The sequence below is a fragment of the Streptomyces sp. NPDC047028 genome (genome assembly GCF_040644095.1).
In the GTDB taxonomy this organism is placed as follows: Bacteria; Actinomycetota; Actinomycetes; order Streptomycetales; family Streptomycetaceae; genus Streptomyces.
Genome location: NZ_JBEYVS010000021.1, coordinates 121996 through 138003, shown reverse-complemented (window position 1 = coordinate 138003; position 16008 = coordinate 121996). Strand labels below are relative to the sequence as shown.

Below are 16008 nucleotides of genomic sequence, written 5' to 3'. Positions count from 1 at the left end.
GACTTCGCCGAGCTCCGTCAGCGCTTCGGGGCCACCGCACCCGCCGACGGCGAGGGCGCCCGCGGCCGCACCGCCGTGGACGCGCTTGACCCACAGCCCGCAGCCACCGGCGGCGTATGCGCCACCGCACCCGCCGACGGCGAGGGCGCCCGCGGCCGCACCGCCCTGGCCCCGCTTGGGCCCACAGCCCGCACCCGCCGACGGCGAAGGCGCCACCACACCCGCCGACCCGCACCCGCCGACGGCGAAGGCTCGCACCCGCCCGCCCGCGGCTACCGCGCCGCCCTGCCTCCGCCCCCCACAGCCCGCGGTCGCCGGCGGCGAGTGGGCACGCGGCCACCGCGCCGCCCTGCCTCCGCCCCCCCCACAGCCCGCGGCCGCCGGCGGTGGGTGTGGCCCACGGGAGAGTTCAGCCTCTCGGCCGAGGGTGCCGGGCGGTGCGCGGGTGGGAAAGCGGCTAGAACGCCGGGCGTTCGGGATCCAGCACGGCCAGGCCCGCCGCAGGTGACGACGCTGAGGCGAAGTGGCGGCGCGGGATGCGTCCCGCCAGCCGCGCCCATCGCCCCGCGGTCACCGCGTGCCGCATCGCCCCCGCCATCACCTCCGGCTCCTGCGCCCGCGTCACCGCGGAAGCGAGCATCACCCCGGCACACCCCAGCTCCATCGCCAGCGCCACGTCCGACGCCGTACCGGCCCCCGCGTCCAGGATCACCGGCACCCCCGCCCGCTCCACGATCAACTGGAAGTTGTGCGGGTTGCGGATCCCCAGCCCCGACCCGATCGGCGACCCCAGCGGCATCACCGCCGCGCACCCCACGTCCTCCAGCTTCCGCGCCAGCACCGGATCGTCGTTCGTGTACGGCAGCACCGTGAACCCGTCGTCGACCAGCGTCTCCGCCGCCTCCAGCAGCTCCACCGGATCCGGCAGCAGCGTCCACTCGTCGGCGATGACCTCCAGCTTGATCAGATCCGTGCCCAGCGCCTCCCGCGCCAGCCGCGCCGTGAGCACCGCCTCCCCGGCGGTGTAGCACCCCGCGGTGTTCGGCAGCACCCGGATGCCCAGCCGCTGAAGCACGGACAGCACCGATCCGTGCACCCCGGGATCGACCCGCCGCATCGCCACGGTGGTCAGCTCGGTGCCGGAGGCGACCAGCGCCCGCTCCATCACGTCCAGGCTCGGCGCACCCCCCGTGCCCATGATCAGCCGGGACGAGAAGGACGTACCCCCGAGGACGAAGGGATCGTCGGCCATGGGTCAGCCTCCTTGGACGGCGGTGAGGACTTCGACACGGTCGCCGTCGGCGAGGACCGTGCCGGCCCACCGCGTGCGCGGGACGACGGTCTCGTTGAGCGCGGCGGCCACGCCGGACGGCGCCGGCGACAGGGACCGTACGAGCGAGTCGAGAGCCGTGCCCGCGGGGACCTCGCGGCGCTCCCCGTTGACGGACACGGTGATGAAGGTGTCGACGGAGTCGATGGAGAGGTTCATGCGGGCTGCTCCGAAAGGGCGACGGCGGCGGCGAAGCGCCGGGGAGTGAACGGGCGGGCTTCCTCCGGCAGCTCACCGGTGACCAGCGCGTGCGCCAGGACGTCCCCGGTGACCGGCGTGAGCAGCACCCCGTTGCGGTAGTGCCCGGTGGCCAGCAGCAGCCCGTCCAGGCCGCACGGCCCGAGCAGCGGCGCGTTGTCGGGGGAGGCGGGGCGCAGCCCGGCCCGGGTCTCGGTCAGCGGCAGTTCGGTGATCCCGGGCACCAGCTCATGGGCGTCGCGCAGCAGTTCGTACACCCCGCCTGCGGTCACCGTGGTGTCCCAGCCCAGTTCCTCGCTGGTGGCGCCGACGACCAGTTCGCCGTTCTCCCGGGGCACCAGGTAGACGTGGCTGCCGCGCACCACGGCCCGCACGGTACGGCTCAGGAAGGGCGCGAACCGCGGGGGCACGGTCAGCCGCAGCACCTGCCCCTTCACCGGCCGCACCGGCGGCAGCACGTCGTCGGGGACGCCCGGGAGCCGCCCGCTGAGGCTGCCGGCCGCGAGCACCACCTGTCCGGCGCGCAGCGCGGTGCCGTCCGCGGTGGTGACGCCGACGGCCCGGCCGCCGGCGAGGTCCAGCCGTTCGGCCCACACGCGGTGGAACACGACCCCGGCCTTCTCGCAGGCCGCCACCAGGGCCTCGGCCAGCCGCCGCGGGTCGACCTGGTGGTCGCCGTCGACCCGCAGCCCGCCGCGCACGCCGGGCGCGAGCATCGGCTCCAGGCGCCGGCACTCCCGGCCCGACAGCCACACGGAGTCCAGCCCGGAGCGCTGCTGCAGGGCGTGCAGTTCACGCAGATGGGCTCGGTCGTCGGCGTCGAGGGCGACGGCGAGGGTGCCGCAGCGGCGGTGCCCCAGGTCGTGCCCGGTCAGCTCGGTCAGCTCGGCGGCGAAGCCGGGATAGCGCCGGGCGGACTCCAGGTTCAGGGCGAGCAGGGTCTCCTCGCCGTAGTGCAGTTCGGTGACCGCGGCCAGCATCCCGGCCGCGACCCGCGCGGCCCCGCCTCCCGGCTCGGGGTCCACCACGGCCGTGGTGAGCCCGCGTTGCGCGGCCCGCCAGGCCGTGACCAGGCCGATGATCCCGCCCCCGATGACGAGGACGTCGGACGTACGTGACGACATGGGCGTCCAGCCCCTCCCTTCGCCGGCATGACCCGGATCAGGTTCGTACGGTCGGAGGCCGCCAGCCTCCCTCTCAGCCCGGTGCGTCCGGGCTCCCGCGAGTGCGTGTACGGGGGCCACCCTAGCGCCTCCGCTCCGGATCACGCCGGGCTCGCCCCTCCCCGGGCGGCCCCCGGTGACTGACGGGCTGTCAGTTGTTTATGGTGATCGGGTGACTGAGCAGACACGGGAAGAGGGCGGTTCGCCGGGGCGGCGCGTGGTCGTCGTGGGCGCCGGGATGGCCGGGGTGCAGACCGCGGTCGCACTGCGGGAACAGGGCTTCACCGGCACCGTCACGGTCGTCGGAGCCGAGCCGCACCAGCCGTACGACCGGCCGCCGCTGTCCAAGGCCGTGCTGCTCGGCAAGGCCGAGGGGTCCGCCTTCGACGTCGACTTCGCCGCGCTCGACGTCGGCCTCCGGCTCGGCTGCGAGGTGCTCGGCGTCCGCCCCGCCGACCACGAGCTGGACACCGAGGCCGGTCCGGTGCCGTACGACGACCTGGTCCTCGCCACCGGTGCCGAACCGATCCTGCTGCCGGGCGCCGAGGGCGTGCCCGGAGTGCACCTGCTGCGCACCCTCGACGACGCCGAACGGCTGCGGCCGGTGCTCGCCCGGCAGCACGACATCGTGGTCGTCGGCGCCGGCTGGATCGGCGCCGAGTTCGCCACCGCCGCCCGCCAGGCCGGGTGCGCGGTCACCGTCGTCGAGGCCGCCGACCGCCCCCTCGCGGGCGTGCTGCCCGCCGAGGTCGCCGCCCCGATGACCGCCTGGTACGCCGACGCCGGCGCCGAACTGCGCACCCACGCGCGCGTGGCGCGCGTGGAACCCGGCGAGGTCGTGCTCGCCGACGGCTCCCGGCTGCCCGCCGGCGCCGTCGTCGTCGGCATCGGAGCCCGGCCCGCCACCGCCTGGCTGGCCGGTTCCGGCGTCGAGCTGGGCGCGCACGGGGAGGTCGTCGCCGACGACCACCTGCGCACCTCCGTGCCCGACGTGTACGCGGTCGGCGACTGCGCCTCCTTCCCGTCGGGCCGGTACGGTGAGCGGCTCCTCGTCCACCACTGGGACAACGCCCTCCAGGGCCCGCGCACGGTCGCGGCGAACATCATCGGCCTCACCCCCGCGGCCTACGACCCGGTGCCCTATTTCTGGTCCGAGCAGTTCGGCCGCTTCGTCCAGTACGCGGGCCACCACACCACGGCCGACCGCCTGCTCTGGCGCGGCGACCCGTTGGACCCGGCCTGGACCGTCTGCTGGCTCCGCGAGGACCGCCTGGTCGCCCTCCTGGCCGTGGGCCGCCCGAGAGACCTGGCCCAGGGCCGCCGCCTGATCGAATCGGCCCGCCTCCTGGACCCTGCCGTCCTGACCGACCCGGCGAAGCCGCTGAAGAGCGCGGCGGTCTCCTGACGGGGCGCGAACAGCCACGACGGTGCCGCGGACGACCACTGTCACACCCCGGCACTACCATCGAGACGTGACCGAGATTGACGCAAAGATCGATGCTCTCGTCCCCGCCTGGCTCACCCTCCCCGACATCGCCGAGATGTTCGGTGTCGAGGTGACGCGTGTGCGGCAGCTGGTCAAGGAGGGCCAGCTCGTCGCCGTACGCCGGGGCGAGAACAGGGCGCTGCACGTGCCCGCCGCCTTCATCGACGGGGACAAGGTCGTCAAGGGCCTCTCCGGAACCCTGACGCTCCTGCGGGACGACGGCTTCACGGTCGAAGAGATGATCGAGTGGCTCTTCACCCCCGACCCGACCCTGCCCGGCACCCCCGCGCAGGCCCTGAGCGAGAATCGCGGCACGGAGGTGAAGCGCCGCGCCCAGGCGCTCGCCGTCTGACCCGAGCCGTACCGGGGTGGCGCGTGGGCCCGCCCACGCGCCACCCCGGTACGGCACCCGCCGACACCGCCCCCGGGGGACCCACGCATGTCCGACACCGCCCGCACCGCGCTCGCCGACGCCCGCCTGTACCTCTGCACGGACGCCCGCCGGCGCCAGGGCGACCTGCCCGAGTTCCTGGACGCGGTCCTGGCCGGCGGGGTCGACATCGTGCAGCTGCGCGACAAGGGCATGGAGGCCGCCGAGGAGCTGGAGCACCTGGCGGTTCTCGCCGACGCCTGCGCCCGGCACGGCAAGCTGCTCTCCGTCAACGACCGCGCGGACGTCGCCCACGCGGCGGGCGCCGGTGTCCTGCACCTCGGCCAGGGCGACCTCCCGGTCCCCGCGGCCCGCGCGATCCTGGGCGACGACGTCCTGATCGGCCGCTCCACGCACGCCGAGTCCGAGGCCGCCGCGGCCGCCGCGCAGGACGGCGTGGACTACTTCTGCACCGGCCCCTGCTGGCCCACCCCCACCAAGCCCGGCCGCCACGCGCCCGGCCTGGACCTGGTCCGGTACACCGCCTCCCTGGGCACCGACCGCCCCTGGTTCGCCATCGGCGGCATCGACCTCGGCAACCTCGACCAGGTGCTGGACGCCGGTGCCCGCAGAGTGGTCGTCGTGCGCGCGCTGACCGAGGCCGACGACCCCGGGGCCGCGGCGGCGGAGTTCGCGAAGCGGCTCCGGCAGGCGTGACGGCCGCGCGGCCGCACCCCGTGACCTCCCCACCAGCCCCTTCGGGCCCTCCTGTCCACGTTTTTGTCCAAGGGGTGGACCGAGAACCGGCAAATCCGGCAAATTTCCCGCATCTGGTTGGGAGACCGTCCACCCCTGGTTAACCTGCGACTATGGCCCTCGGCACCGCATCCACCAGGTCGGATCACGCCCGCACCGTGCGCGACATGCTCGCGACCGGCAAGACGACGTATTCGTTCGAGTTCTACGCCCCCAAGACGTCCAAGGGCGAGCGGAACCTGTGGAACGCGCTGCGCCGGGTCGAGGCCGTCGCGCCCGACTTCGTCTCCGTCACCTACGGCGCCGGCGGCTCCACCCGCGCCGGCACCGTGAAGGCCACCGAGGCCATCGCCTCGGACACCACCCTCACCCCGATCGCCCACCTCACCGCCGTCGACCACTCGGTGGCCGACCTGCGCAACATCATCGGCCAGTACGCCGACGCCGGGATCCGCAACATGCTGGCGCTGCGCGGCGACCCGCCCGGCGACCCGATGGGCGAGTGGGTGCCCCACCCCCGCGGCCTGACCTACGCCGCCGAACTCGTCGAACTGATCAAGACCTCGGGCGACTTCTGCGTCGGCGTCGCCGCCTTCCCCGCGATGCACCCGCGTTCCGCGGACTGGGACACCGACGTCCGCCACTTCGTCGACAAGTGCCGCGCGGGCGCCGACTACGCCATCACGCAGATGTTCTTCGACCCCGAGGACTACCTGCGGCTGCGCGACCGGGTCGCGGCCGCCGGCTGCGAGACTCCGATCATCCCCGAGGTCATGCCGATCGCCAGTGCGAAGACCCTCGCCCGGGTGCCGTCCCTGACCAACGCGGTGTTCCCGGATGCCCTGAAAGAGCGGATCCTCACAGCGAAGGACGATCCGGCGGCGGTACGCTCCATCGGTATCGAATTCGCCACGGAGTTCTGCGCACGCTTGCTGGCCGAGGGAGTGCCCGGTCTGCACTTCATCACGCTCAACAACTCCACGGCGACCCTGGAAATCTACGAGAACCTGGGTCTGCACCACCCACCGCAGGCCTAGACCGGCCGTACCGCGATACGACACACTGCGGAGCGGCCACTGGGAGAGGGGCGTACATGGGCTGGACGGTCCTCTACATCGCGTTCGGCGGCGTCGCGCTGTGGCTGCTGGGCGAAGTGCTGCTGCAGTACAAGGCGCGGCTGCGCTGGCGGCTGCTCGCGTTCGTGGGCTTCCTCGGCGTCGTGCTCGGCGTGCTGATGCCCTCCGTCGTCGTCATCGGCATCGGAGCGATCGCTTTCGCGATCGGGCAGACGTACGTCACGCTGTCGTTCCGCCGCGGCTTCGCCGCCGGCTGGGCCGTGAAGCGCCCGGAGGACGCCGAGAGCGCGGGCGGCGGCAGCAAGCGGCGCCGCGGCAAGCGCCAGGAGCCCACCCTGGAGGTCTCCGACCTCGAAGCGGCCGAGGGCACCGGCGACCTGGCTACCGCAGCACAGAGCGCCGAGCCCCCCGCCCCCGGCACCGACGACGACTACGACCGCGACGACGTCTTCACCCCGGCCCGGCCCGCCGAGACCACCGCGGTCTACGAGCCGCAGCCCCTGCCCGACGACACCGGCTCCTACGGCGTCTACGGCGACACCGGCGCCTACGCGACCGCCGCCCAGCCGCAGGACCCGGGCTACGCCACGGCCGACCAGGCCTACGCCTACGACTACTCCGGCTACGGCCAGCAGGGCTACGGCTACGACACCGGCGGCGGACAGCAGAGCTACGCCAACTACTCCGACCCGTACATCGGCAGCCAGTCCTACGGCGGCGGCTCCTACGACACCGGCTACGGCCAGCAGTACGGGCAGCAGACGTACGGCCAGGACGCCTACGCCACCGGCGGCTACGGCGAGACCCCGGCCGACGGCGTCTGGGTACCGCAGCAGCGCACCGACGAGACCTACGGCGGCGAACTCCCGCAGGAACAGCAGTACCCCTACCAGCAGGACGGACTGCAACAGCCGGGCGCCGGCTACGGCGAGCAGTACCGCTTCTGACAGCCCTGCCGCGCCCCGTCCTACTGGGAGCCGCGGAACTCCGGGCCCTCCACGACCAGTCCGGCGACCAGCGCGCCCGACATGCCCGCGTGCGGCAGACCACCGCCGGGGTGCGACCAGCCCCCGGCGGTGAACAGGTTCGGTATCACGGTGCTGTTGGCCGGGTACAGCACGCCCCCGGCCGCGGCCAGCGAGGGCGGCGGGACGGCACCGCCGGCGGCCCCCGTCTCCCGCCCGGTGTCCACGGGCGTACGGACCTCGCGCCACAGGGTCCGCTCGCCGAGTCCCGGCACCGCGCGCTCGGCGGCGGCGAGCATCCGGTCCGCGAAGGCGTCCGCCGCGCCTGGCGCCGCCCAGTCGTACCCCTGGGCGGAGGGCACGGTCGCGGTGAGGACCACGGACTCGTGCGCGTCGTCGGGCCGCAGGGCCGGGTCGCCGGGCCGGTCGACCCGGACCGTCGGCCGCTCCGGTGCCGTCCCCGCGCCGAACAGGCCCAACTCGGCGGTCGCCTCCGGCGAGTGGACCACCGTGCGGTGCGCGGCGTGCGGCTCGCGCGCGCCGCGCAGCGCCAGGCACACCACCACGCGGCCGGTGTGCGCGCCCTCGGCGCCGGGCCGGACCGCGTCCGGGCCGTACGGCTCGCGTCCGCCCAGCAGGCCGCCGAGCCGCCCGGGAGCAGGGCCGACCACGAAGTCCGCCTCGGCCACCGTGCCGTCGGCCAGCTCCACGCCGGCCGCCCGGCCGTCCTTCTCCACGATCCCCGTCACCTCGGCGCCGAAGGTGAACCCGACCCGGCGCCGCACGCACCGCTCGTACACCGCGCGCGCCAACTCCCGGATCCCGCCGCGCACATACCAGGTCCCGAACGCGTGCTCCATGTACGGCAGCACCGCCGCGCTCGACGGTGCCGCGACCGGATCGACCCCGTGCGCCAGCGCGTACCCCTCCAGCAGGGCCGCGAGGCGGGGGTCGCGCAGCTCCCAGGCGCCGATCTCGGCCAGGGTGCTCGCCCGGCGGGTGCGCAGCAGACGCTTGTGCGGCACCGCCGGATACGGCTCCCGCTCGGCCAGCACCCGCCAGTCGGCCCACAGGGGCTCCTCCAGCAAGGGGCGGCGGGTGCGGTCCCACGCCTCGCGGGCCCGCACCAGGAAGTCGCCCCAGCGCTGCCCCGCCCCGGAACCGAGCGCCTCGTCCAGCGCCGTGACGACACCCGCCCGGGAGGCGTTCGGCAGGGACACCTCGGTGCCGTCCGCGAAGACGTGCCGTGACGCCGGGTCGACCTGGACCAGCTCGACGCAGTCCTCCAACGACTCCTTGCCGGTCTTCACGAACAGGTCCCGGTACACGGCGGGCACCGGCAGCAGACCGGGGCCGGTGTCGAAGCCGAACCCCTCCCGCTCGAAGCGGCGCACCGCACCGCCGTACGTCTCCGTACGCTCGTACACCGCCACCCGGTGGCCCGCGACGGCCAGCCGGGCAGCGGCCGCCATCGCGCCCATCCCGGCGCCGATCACCACAATCCGTGCCATGACCGCGACTTTATCGACCGCCACTGACAATCCCGTCCGCGGGCAAGCCCGGCGGACAGGACCAGGGGTGCCGGGAGGGGGTCTACCAGGCGGGCGGCCGGCCCGGCGGGGCCGGCATCCGCGCCGCGAGCCGGCGCTCCTGCCGCCGCTCCGCCCGGCGCCGCAGGTAGCGGCGGATCCGCGAGACGAGGAACACCAGCAGGACGAGCCCGGAGAGCAGGCACATTCCGGCGATGACCGCCGCCGCCACCGGATGGAAGATCGCGAACGCGACCAGTCCGGCCACCCCGAGATCCTCGGCGATGCTCAGCACGATGTTGCTGAACGGCTCCGGAGAGGTGTTCACCGCCATCCTCGTCCCGGCCTTGACGAGATGGCTGGCCAGTGCCGTCGAACCGCCGATCGCCCCGGCCGCCACGTCCGACAGCGAGCCGCTGTGCCCGGCGAGCAGCGCGCCGACCCAGGCGCCGGCCGCCGGCCGGACCACCGTGTGGACGATGTCCCACACCGAGTCGGCGTAGGGGATCTTGTCGGCTACGGCCTCGCACAGGAACAGCACACCGGCCGCGATCAGCACCTCGGGACGCTGCAGTGCCGCGGGCATGTCGTCGCTCAGGCCACTCGCGCCGAACAGGCCGAGGAGCAGCACCACCGCGTAGGCGTTGATGCCGCTGGCCCAGCCACTGGTGAACACCAAGGGGAGTACGGACACGGACGCGATCGTAGCCAGGCTCGCGGGCCCGCGTCCTGGGTCCGGGTGCGGGCGTCTGAGTACCCGTACCTAGGCGCGGAGATGAGTACCCGCGCGGATGGGCCGCGACCTGCGGGAACGGGAGAGTGGAGGCACGGCAAGCGGGAGCGGGCCCGGCACCGCCGACACGGGGCGGCGGAACGGTGCCCGCACCCCGGCCGCTCCTTCCGCCGATCCGTCGGCGGAAGCGAGACACGGGGAGACCCGGGGGACGACCGGAACGGGAGTTCCGAGGGGGGGACCGTACGGGGAGTGCGGCGACCCACCGGGGGAGAGTGGGCAGGGCGCCGGTCCGGCTACGGACCGGCGCCCTCGCCGTTCCTCCCGGTGGGGGCGCCGCTCAGGCCCTGCCGCTGACCCGTCCCTGGAGCAGCCGGGACAGCGCCGAGTGGACGTCGTCCAGGGAGCGCTCCGGCTGGAAGGACTGCCAGTCCAGGGCGGCCACCAGGACCATGCCGACCAGCGCCGCCGCCGTCAGGGGCACATCGATCTCGTCGCTGAACTCACCGGCCGCGACGCCCTCGCGCAGCACGCCCTCGACGACGGCGACCGCCTCCTGCCTGACCACCATCAGCGTGGACTGCCAGGCCCGGTTGGTCCGCCACAACTCGGCCACGTACAGCTGGGTGAACGCCGGGTAGCGGTCGATGAACACGAGTCCCGCGCGGACCATCGCGTCCAGGGCGTCCACCTTGGTGCCGCCCTCGCGCGCGGTGCGCTCGGCCGCCTCCCGCAGGGAGGCTGTGAGGAGGCCGACGCCATGTCGCAGCAGCTCTTCGAAGAGGACCGACTTGCTCGCGAAGTTGTAGTAGACCGTGCCCTTCGCGACCCCGGCCCGCTCGGCGATCTCGTCCACGGTGGTGGCGGAGAAACCCTGTTCGGCGATGAGCGTGACGGCCGCCTCGTAGAGCTTCTGCCGGGTGGCCTCGCGGCGCGTGCTGCCGCCGGAGGTGGCGCTGCTGCTTTCCATGGCCCCGATTCTCACAGGTACGCGCGCGTGCCGGGCCCTCTTGGGGATCACAGGCTCAGCTCCGGATGCAGCCGGTCGAGGGTCCACACCTGGTGGCGGCGGGCCGACAGCGCCGTCAGCGCGAGGGCGCCCGCGGTGAACGCGGCCAGCACCGCGCACGCCTGCCACACCGGGCCGAGTCCGCCGCCCGTGATCAGCCGGCGCAGGGCGTCGACGACGTGGCTCATCGGCAGGAACGGGTGCAGCGCGTTGAAGAACCGGGGGCTGGTCTGCACCGGGTAGGTGCCGCCCGCCGAGGTCAGCTGCACCATCAGCAGCGCCAGGACGAGGATCCGGCCCGCGGCGCCGAAGCGGGCGTTGAGCCACTGGACGATCGCCGCGAAGCAGGCGGTGACCAGGCACAGGAAGCCGATCGTGCCGGCCGCGCGGGTCATCTGGAGGCCGATCGCCCAGTGCAGGACGGCCATCAGGGCGAGCGTCTGCAGCACGCCCACCGCGACCACCGGCAGCCAGCCCGCCAGCGCGGTCCGCCAGGCCGGCGAACCGACCGCCAGAGCCCGCCGGTTGAGCGGCGGGATCAGCATGTACGCCACCATCGCGCCGACCCACAGGGACAGCGGGATGAAGTACGGGGCGAAGCCGGTGCCGTAGTTGGGTGCCTTGTGCAGGTCGTGGGTGGCCAGCTGGACCGGGTCGGCCATCACGCCGGTGCGGTGCTCGCGGTCGCTCTTGTCGTAGTCGGGGATCTTCTTGGCGCCGGCGTGCAGGCCGCCGGCGAGCTTTCCGGAGCCGTCGGCCAGCTTGTAGATGCCGCTGTGCAGGGTGACGGAACCGGTCTTGGCCGTGCCGAGGCCCTTGTCCAGCTTCGTCGCGCCCGTCTTGGCGGTGCCGAGCCCGGTGTGCAGCTTCTTCGCCCCGGCGGCGACCTTCGCGGCGCCGTCGTTCAGCTTGTTGATCTTCTTGACGGCGTCGTCGACGTCCTCGTAGAGGTGCGGCGAGCGGTCGGCGAGGTCCTGGGCCTGCTTCTGGAGCGTGCCGAGGTTGTCCTTGAGCGTCTTCAGGTCGCCGTTCTGGTCGGCGATCAGCGTGTTGAGGTCGTCGGCGACCGAGGCCACGTCGGCGGCCGCCCGCTTGGCCTTCTTCAGGTCGGGACAGACGGGGTCGGGGAGCGTCGCCCTCTCGCAGCGGGCCTGATAGACCTCGTCGAGGGTGGTGGAGGCGGCGTGGGCGGTCTTGGCAGCGCCCGGGGCGAGCTTCACCAGGACGCCGAGGTTGTCCTTGACGGTCTTGGCGGAGTCCGCGACCAGCCGGGCGGTGTCCCCGATGGTCTTCTCGTTGTCCTTCAGATACGGGCCGGTCCTGTCGAAGACGCCGTTCACCTTGTCGGCGAGCGCCTGGGTGCCGTCCGCGACCTGCTGCGAACCGTCCTCCAGCGTGCCCGCGCCCGTGTCCAGTTTCTTCAGGCCCTTGGCCAGTTTGCCGCTGCCCTTCTTGGCGTCCTTCAGGCCGTCGGCGAGGTCCTGGGACCCCTTCTTCGCCTTGCCCAGGCCGCCCTTGAGCTTGTCGGCGCCCTCGGCGGCCGTCACGGTCTTGTCGTGGATGCCCGAGAACGAGACGAAGATCTTGTCCAGGAAGCCCCGGGACGCGTGCGTGGACGCCGCCGAGCGGACCTCGTTGAAGACGGTGCGGGAGATCTGGCCGACGATGTAGTTGTTCGCGTCGTTCGTGCGGACCTGGAGCGCGCCCGTCTCCGGGGAGTCGCCCGCGCTGGAGGCGATCCGTCGGCTGAAGTCGGCCGGCATGGTCAGGGACAGGTAGTAGGTGCCGTCCTCGACGCCCCGGCGGGCCTCGGCGGCGCTCACCTCGTGCCAGTCGAAGGTCCGGCTGTCGCGCAGCCCGTCGACGATCGTGTCGCCCGCCGAGATCCTCTGCCCGTCGGCGGTCGCCCCCTTGTCGTCGTTGACCAGGGCGACCGGGATGCGGTCCAGACGGCCGTACGGGTCCCAGAAGGACCACAGGTACAGGGCGCCGTACAGCAGGGGCAGCACCAGCAGCGCGACCAGGGCCGCGCGCGGGAGCCGGCCGCGGCCGAAACGCCGCAGCTCAAGAACGGCCAGCCTCGGCGAGCGCATCGGAGTCCTCCTCTCCCGTGGTGGTGGCGTCGGTGGTGGTTTCGGCGGTGCCGCTCTCGGTGTCCGTGCCGGTCACCGTGCCCGTGCTCCTGCCCGCGTCCGTGTCCATGTTCTTGTCCGTGTCCACGTCCGCATCCGTGTCCGTGGAGACGGTGACGGTGTCGGCGTCCTCGGGGGCGGTGCGGCAGACGGCCACGACCGTCGTCCCCGCGCGTGTGAGGGACCGCAGCAGGTTCCACGCCTCCGTGCGCTCGGTGTCCGAGAGCTTCAGGTCGAGGTCGTCGACGCCGAGCAGCCGGGGCCGGCCGATCAGCGCCAGGGCGACGGAGAGCCGCAGGGCCTCCATCCGCTCCAGGTCCCGTACGGCCGTCCGGGAGCCCTTGGGCAGCGTCTCCGGGTCGAGTCCGGCGGCCGCCAGGGCCGCGTCGACGCGCAGCCGGGCCTCGTGAGTCCGCTCGGGACGGGGCCGCAGCACCTCGCGCAGGGCGCCGCCGAACCTGCGCTGCAGCAGGGCCCGCTCGCGCAGGTGCTCGCCGACGGTCAGGGCCGGTTCCAGGTCGGTGACCCCGGCGACGTGGGCGAGCGCCGCGATGCGGCGCACGGCGGCCATCCGCCGGGGGAGCGGGAGGCCGCCCGCCTCGGCCGCTCCCTCGGTGGGCTTCATCCGGCCCGTGAGCGCGAGCAGCAGGCACGTACGGCCGGAGCCGGACGGTCCCTCGATCGCGATCAGCGAGCCGGGTTCCGCGTCGAGGGTGACTCCCTGGAAGGCCCAGCCCCGCGAGCCCTTGAGCCCCAGGCCGTCGGCCGTGACCCGTACGCCCTCCACGCGGCCGCTCTCCACGCCGCCGCCCCCGCGATCCCCGCCGTCCATCCGCCCCGCCCTGCTTCCCGTGCCGAGTATTTGAACTGACTGGTCAGTGCAAAAATACCCCCGAACTGTCGGTTGAGGCAAAAGCGCAGGTCAGAACGGATTGTCAGTGCCATACCTCACGATGGGCACATACGGCACCCGTGCCGTCACCCAGACGACAGGAGGTTCGTCATGGCCAACCCGTCCGCGGCCGCCGCCAGCCGGCGCCGCGCCACCGGCCCTGCCCCCTCACTGACCGGCCCGGCGAGCGACGTGCACCCCGTGCTCCGCCGGGCCACGGCCCCGCCCGCCGCCCTCGACCTGCTCGCCCAGGCCCGCGCAGGGCTGGACGAGGCAGCCGTGCTGGACACGCCGAACGAGCGCTATGCGACGGCCCACCTCGCCGCCCTGCGCACCGCCGCCGCCGTGCTCGCGGCCCGGGGCCGCCCCGATCCCGCACCGCGCCGCCGGCCCCGGATCCGCAGCGCCTGGGAGGTGCTGCCCGAGATAGCGCCCGAGCTGACCGAGTGGAGCGCCCTGTTCGCCTCCGGCGCCGCCCGCCGGGCCCGCGCGGAGGCTGGCATCCCGGGCGCCGCCGGCCGCCGGGACGCCGACGACCTCGTACGGGACGTGGCGATGTTCATCCGCCTCGTCGAACGGATGCTCACCCTCCAGCCGGTCCTGCCCCAGCCCCGGCCGGACACCGGCCGGCCGGCCGCCTCGAGAGCCCGCGACGACCTCCCGGACGCGGGCTGACCCCGACTGGCCACAGGCTCACTCCCGTCCGGCCACAGGCGCGCCCCCTCCCGGTGCGCGCACCTTGTCCGCCGTGCGAGACGGACCGGGCGGCGTGCGGTCACGACGACCAGGCAGGGCGGCGGAGGCAATAGGGTGGAGGTCGCTCAAGCTTCCGCCCTTCCGAGGAGTCAACGCCGTGTCGGACCCGATGCGCCCGCCCGTCTCCCCCCAGCACCCCCAGGCGGCGTCGCTGCGCTCCGACCCCTCCCGGTCCCGCGCCTCCCTGCGGACCGCCGTGGTGTGGGAGGTCCTCCAGGACGCGCTCGACCGCCGGGTCAAGTCCACCGGACGGGAGTCGCTGGACGTGCTCGACACCGGGGGCGGCAGCGGCAACTTCGCCGTGCCCGTCGCCCGCCTCGGCCACCGCGTCACCGTCGTCGACCCCAGCCCCAACGCGCTGTTCGCGCTGGAGCGCCGGGCCGCCGAGGCCGACGTCGCCGACCGGGTCAGGGGCGTGCAGGGCGACGCGCACGGCCTGTTCGACGTGGTGGAGCGCGGCGGCTACGACGTGGTGCTGTTCCACGGCGTCCTGGAGTACGTCGACGATCCGGCCGAGGGCATCCGCAACGCGGTCGCCGCGCTGCGCGAGGAGGGCGTCCTCAGTCTGCTCGCCGCGGGCCTCGGCGGCGCCGTGCTCGCCCGCGCCCTCGCCGGCCACTTCACCGAGGCCAAACAGGCCCTGCACGACCCCGAGGGCCGCTGGGGCTCCGGCGATCCGATGCCGCGGCGCTTCACCGCCGACCAGCTCACCGCGCTCGTCGAGGGCGCCGGGCTCACGGTCGGCGCCGTGCACGGCGTGCGGGTCTTCGCCGACCTGGTGCCCGGCGTCCTCGTGGACACCGAGCCGGGCGCCCTGGAAGCCCTGCTGAAGCTGGAGGCCGCCGCGGCCGCGCTGCCCGCGTTCCAGTCGGTGGCCACACAGCTCCACGTACTCGGTGAGACCGGCGGCGCTTAGACCGGACCCGCCGCTGATCAGCGGCGGGACGGCGGATGGAGTACACCACAAGCCGCCCGAACGAGGGGTTTGCGCCGTATGATCGAGGTGAACCGCCCGGCATGACGGGTCGGCCGCCGGGGAATGGAAGCCTCAGCGAGCCGGGACGTGATGGCGGGCCCCGGTTGGCCAATTGGCGTAGAGGGGCGGGTTTCACGGGGTCGATTCCCTGCCTATCCTGAAGGGACCCCCCGGGTCGCCCCCGGCGACTGCACGACGAGGAGGACTCCGTGCCGCTCTCTGACCACGAGCAGCGAATGCTTGAGCAGATGGAGCGAGCGCTGTACGCCGAAGACCCCAAGTTCGCGACAGCGCTTGAGGGAAACGGGCTGCGAACGTACACCCGGCGTCGGGTCTACCAGGCGGTCGCGGGCTTCCTCGTGGGTATCGCGCTCCTCATGGCCGGAATGGTCGCACAGCAGATCTGGATCAGCGTGGTGGGCTTCCTGGTGATGCTGGGCTGCGCCGTCCTCGCCGTCACCGGCTGGCGCAAGGCGCCCAAGCCGGGCGAACAGCCGGCGGCCGGTGCCCCGCGCCGCCAGGTGCGGCCCAAGCGCTCGATGATGGACCGGATCGAGGAGCGCTGGCAGCGCCGCCGCGACGAACAACAGGGCCGCTAGCGACCCGCTCCCGACATCCGTGAGGGGTGCCCACCACC

Annotated in this window: 16 protein-coding genes, 1 pseudogene and 1 riboswitch; of the genes and pseudogenes, 8 read left to right on the top strand and 9 right to left on the bottom strand. The window is 73.8% G+C overall.

The window, feature by feature from the left end; genetic code table 11:
• The 4 genes and pseudogenes from ABZ854_RS20340 to thiO form a co-directional block, all read right to left on the bottom strand.
• A pseudogene (locus ABZ854_RS20340) lies at positions 1-216 on the bottom strand (hypothetical protein); the annotation flags it as partial.
• A 241-nt stretch (positions 217-457) separates the two neighbouring features.
• Entirely contained in the window at positions 458-1252 is a 795-nt protein-coding gene (locus tag ABZ854_RS20335) for a thiazole synthase (protein WP_361212571.1), read from the bottom strand.
• Positions 1253-1255: 3 nt separating this feature from the next.
• Positions 1256-1489 carry a sulfur carrier protein ThiS gene (thiS, locus tag ABZ854_RS20330; RefSeq protein WP_361212568.1) on the bottom strand — a complete coding sequence of 78 codons (234 nt, stop codon included), beginning with the start codon at positions 1487-1489 and terminating at the stop codon, positions 1256-1258.
• Positions 1486-2652 (bottom strand): glycine oxidase ThiO, encoded by a 1167-nt coding sequence (thiO, locus tag ABZ854_RS20325; RefSeq protein ID WP_361212565.1) that lies wholly within the window; start codon positions 2650-2652, stop codon positions 1486-1488. The genes thiS and thiO overlap by 4 nt, the downstream gene beginning before the upstream one ends.
• Positions 2650-2761: riboswitch (TPP riboswitch) on the bottom strand. (Overlaps the previous gene by 3 nt.)
• A gap of 102 nt (positions 2762-2863) precedes the next feature.
• On the opposite strand from thiO, the gene ABZ854_RS20320 reads away from it, so the two are divergent.
• The 5 genes from ABZ854_RS20320 to ABZ854_RS20300 all read left to right on the top strand — a co-directional run bounded on the left by ABZ854_RS20320 (position 2864) and on the right by ABZ854_RS20300 (position 7326).
• On the top strand, positions 2864-4096 hold the full coding sequence (locus ABZ854_RS20320; protein WP_361212562.1) for an FAD-dependent oxidoreductase: 1233 nt from the start codon (positions 2864-2866) through the stop codon (positions 4094-4096).
• Positions 4097-4163: 67 nt separating this feature from the next.
• Positions 4164-4529, top strand: coding sequence for an Rv2175c family DNA-binding protein (locus ABZ854_RS20315; RefSeq protein ID WP_361212559.1), 366 nt, complete (start codon positions 4164-4166; stop codon positions 4527-4529).
• An 87-nt stretch (positions 4530-4616) separates the two neighbouring features.
• Complete coding sequence (gene thiE / locus ABZ854_RS20310) at positions 4617-5264, top strand: thiamine phosphate synthase (RefSeq protein ID WP_361212556.1); 648 nt, start codon at positions 4617-4619, stop codon at positions 5262-5264.
• A gap of 152 nt (positions 5265-5416) precedes the next feature.
• Positions 5417-6340, top strand: coding sequence for a methylenetetrahydrofolate reductase [NAD(P)H] (gene metF / locus ABZ854_RS20305; protein ID WP_361212553.1), 924 nt, complete (start codon positions 5417-5419; stop codon positions 6338-6340).
• Between the two features lie 56 nt (positions 6341-6396).
• Positions 6397-7326, top strand: coding sequence for a hypothetical protein (locus ABZ854_RS20300; RefSeq protein ID WP_361212551.1), 930 nt, complete (start codon positions 6397-6399; stop codon positions 7324-7326).
• Between the two features lie 20 nt (positions 7327-7346).
• On the opposite strand, the gene ABZ854_RS20295 is transcribed toward ABZ854_RS20300, so the two are convergent.
• From ABZ854_RS20295 to ABZ854_RS20275, 5 genes are all read right to left on the bottom strand, one after another.
• Positions 7347-8855, bottom strand: coding sequence for an NAD(P)/FAD-dependent oxidoreductase (locus tag ABZ854_RS20295; protein WP_361212548.1), 1509 nt, complete (start codon positions 8853-8855; stop codon positions 7347-7349).
• 82 nt (positions 8856-8937) lie between these two features.
• Positions 8938-9567 (bottom strand): DUF4126 domain-containing protein, encoded by a 630-nt coding sequence (locus tag ABZ854_RS20290; RefSeq protein WP_361212546.1) that lies wholly within the window; start codon positions 9565-9567, stop codon positions 8938-8940.
• 379 nt (positions 9568-9946) lie between these two features.
• Positions 9947-10576 (bottom strand): TetR/AcrR family transcriptional regulator, encoded by a 630-nt coding sequence (locus ABZ854_RS20285; protein WP_361212543.1) that lies wholly within the window; start codon positions 10574-10576, stop codon positions 9947-9949.
• 47 nt (positions 10577-10623) lie between these two features.
• Complete coding sequence (locus tag ABZ854_RS20280; RefSeq protein WP_361212540.1) at positions 10624-12708, bottom strand: YhgE/Pip domain-containing protein; 2085 nt, start codon at positions 12706-12708, stop codon at positions 10624-10626.
• A complete protein-coding gene (locus ABZ854_RS20275; RefSeq protein WP_361212537.1) occupies positions 12680-13579 on the bottom strand; it encodes an ATP-binding cassette domain-containing protein in 900 nt (299 codons plus the stop codon). The genes ABZ854_RS20280 and ABZ854_RS20275 overlap by 29 nt, the downstream gene beginning before the upstream one ends.
• 171 nt (positions 13580-13750) lie before the next feature.
• Between ABZ854_RS20275 and ABZ854_RS20270 the strand changes: the two genes are divergently transcribed.
• From ABZ854_RS20270 to ABZ854_RS20260, 3 genes are all read left to right on the top strand, one after another.
• A complete protein-coding gene (locus ABZ854_RS20270; protein WP_361212534.1) occupies positions 13751-14314 on the top strand; it encodes an SAV_6107 family HEPN domain-containing protein in 564 nt (187 codons plus the stop codon).
• A gap of 178 nt (positions 14315-14492) precedes the next feature.
• Entirely contained in the window at positions 14493-15311 is an 819-nt protein-coding gene (locus ABZ854_RS20265; RefSeq protein WP_361212531.1) for a methyltransferase, read from the top strand.
• A gap of 269 nt (positions 15312-15580) precedes the next feature.
• A complete protein-coding gene (locus ABZ854_RS20260) occupies positions 15581-15970 on the top strand; it encodes a DUF3040 domain-containing protein (RefSeq protein WP_129309610.1) in 390 nt (129 codons plus the stop codon).
• Positions 15971-16008 lie beyond the last annotated feature (38 nt).

Excerpts from the sequence above, each read along its gene's own strand:
- ABZ854_RS20295 (WP_361212548.1), bottom strand. The coding sequence starts at position 8,855 with ATGGCACGGATTGTGGTGATCGGCGCCGGGATGGGCGCGATGGCGGCC.
- ABZ854_RS20285 (WP_361212543.1), bottom strand. The coding sequence starts at position 10,576 with ATGGAAAGCAGCAGCGCCACCTCCGGCGGCAGCACGCGCCGCGAGGCC.
- ABZ854_RS20280 (WP_361212540.1), bottom strand. The coding sequence starts at position 12,708 with ATGCGCTCGCCGAGGCTGGCCGTTCTTGAGCTGCGGCGTTTCGGCCGC.
- thiE (WP_361212556.1), top strand. The coding sequence starts at position 4,617 with ATGTCCGACACCGCCCGCACCGCGCTCGCCGACGCCCGCCTGTACCTC.
- thiO (WP_361212565.1), bottom strand. The coding sequence starts at position 2,652 with ATGTCGTCACGTACGTCCGACGTCCTCGTCATCGGGGGCGGGATCATC.
- ABZ854_RS20300 (WP_361212551.1), top strand. The coding sequence starts at position 6,397 with ATGGGCTGGACGGTCCTCTACATCGCGTTCGGCGGCGTCGCGCTGTGG.
- thiS (WP_361212568.1), bottom strand. The coding sequence starts at position 1,489 with ATGAACCTCTCCATCGACTCCGTCGACACCTTCATCACCGTGTCCGTC.
- metF (WP_361212553.1), top strand. The coding sequence starts at position 5,417 with ATGGCCCTCGGCACCGCATCCACCAGGTCGGATCACGCCCGCACCGTG.
- ABZ854_RS20275 (WP_361212537.1), bottom strand. The coding sequence starts at position 13,579 with ATGGACGGCGGGGATCGCGGGGGCGGCGGCGTGGAGAGCGGCCGCGTG.
- ABZ854_RS20335 (WP_361212571.1), bottom strand. The coding sequence starts at position 1,252 with ATGGCCGACGATCCCTTCGTCCTCGGGGGTACGTCCTTCTCGTCCCGG.
- ABZ854_RS20270 (WP_361212534.1), top strand. The coding sequence starts at position 13,751 with ATGGCCAACCCGTCCGCGGCCGCCGCCAGCCGGCGCCGCGCCACCGGC.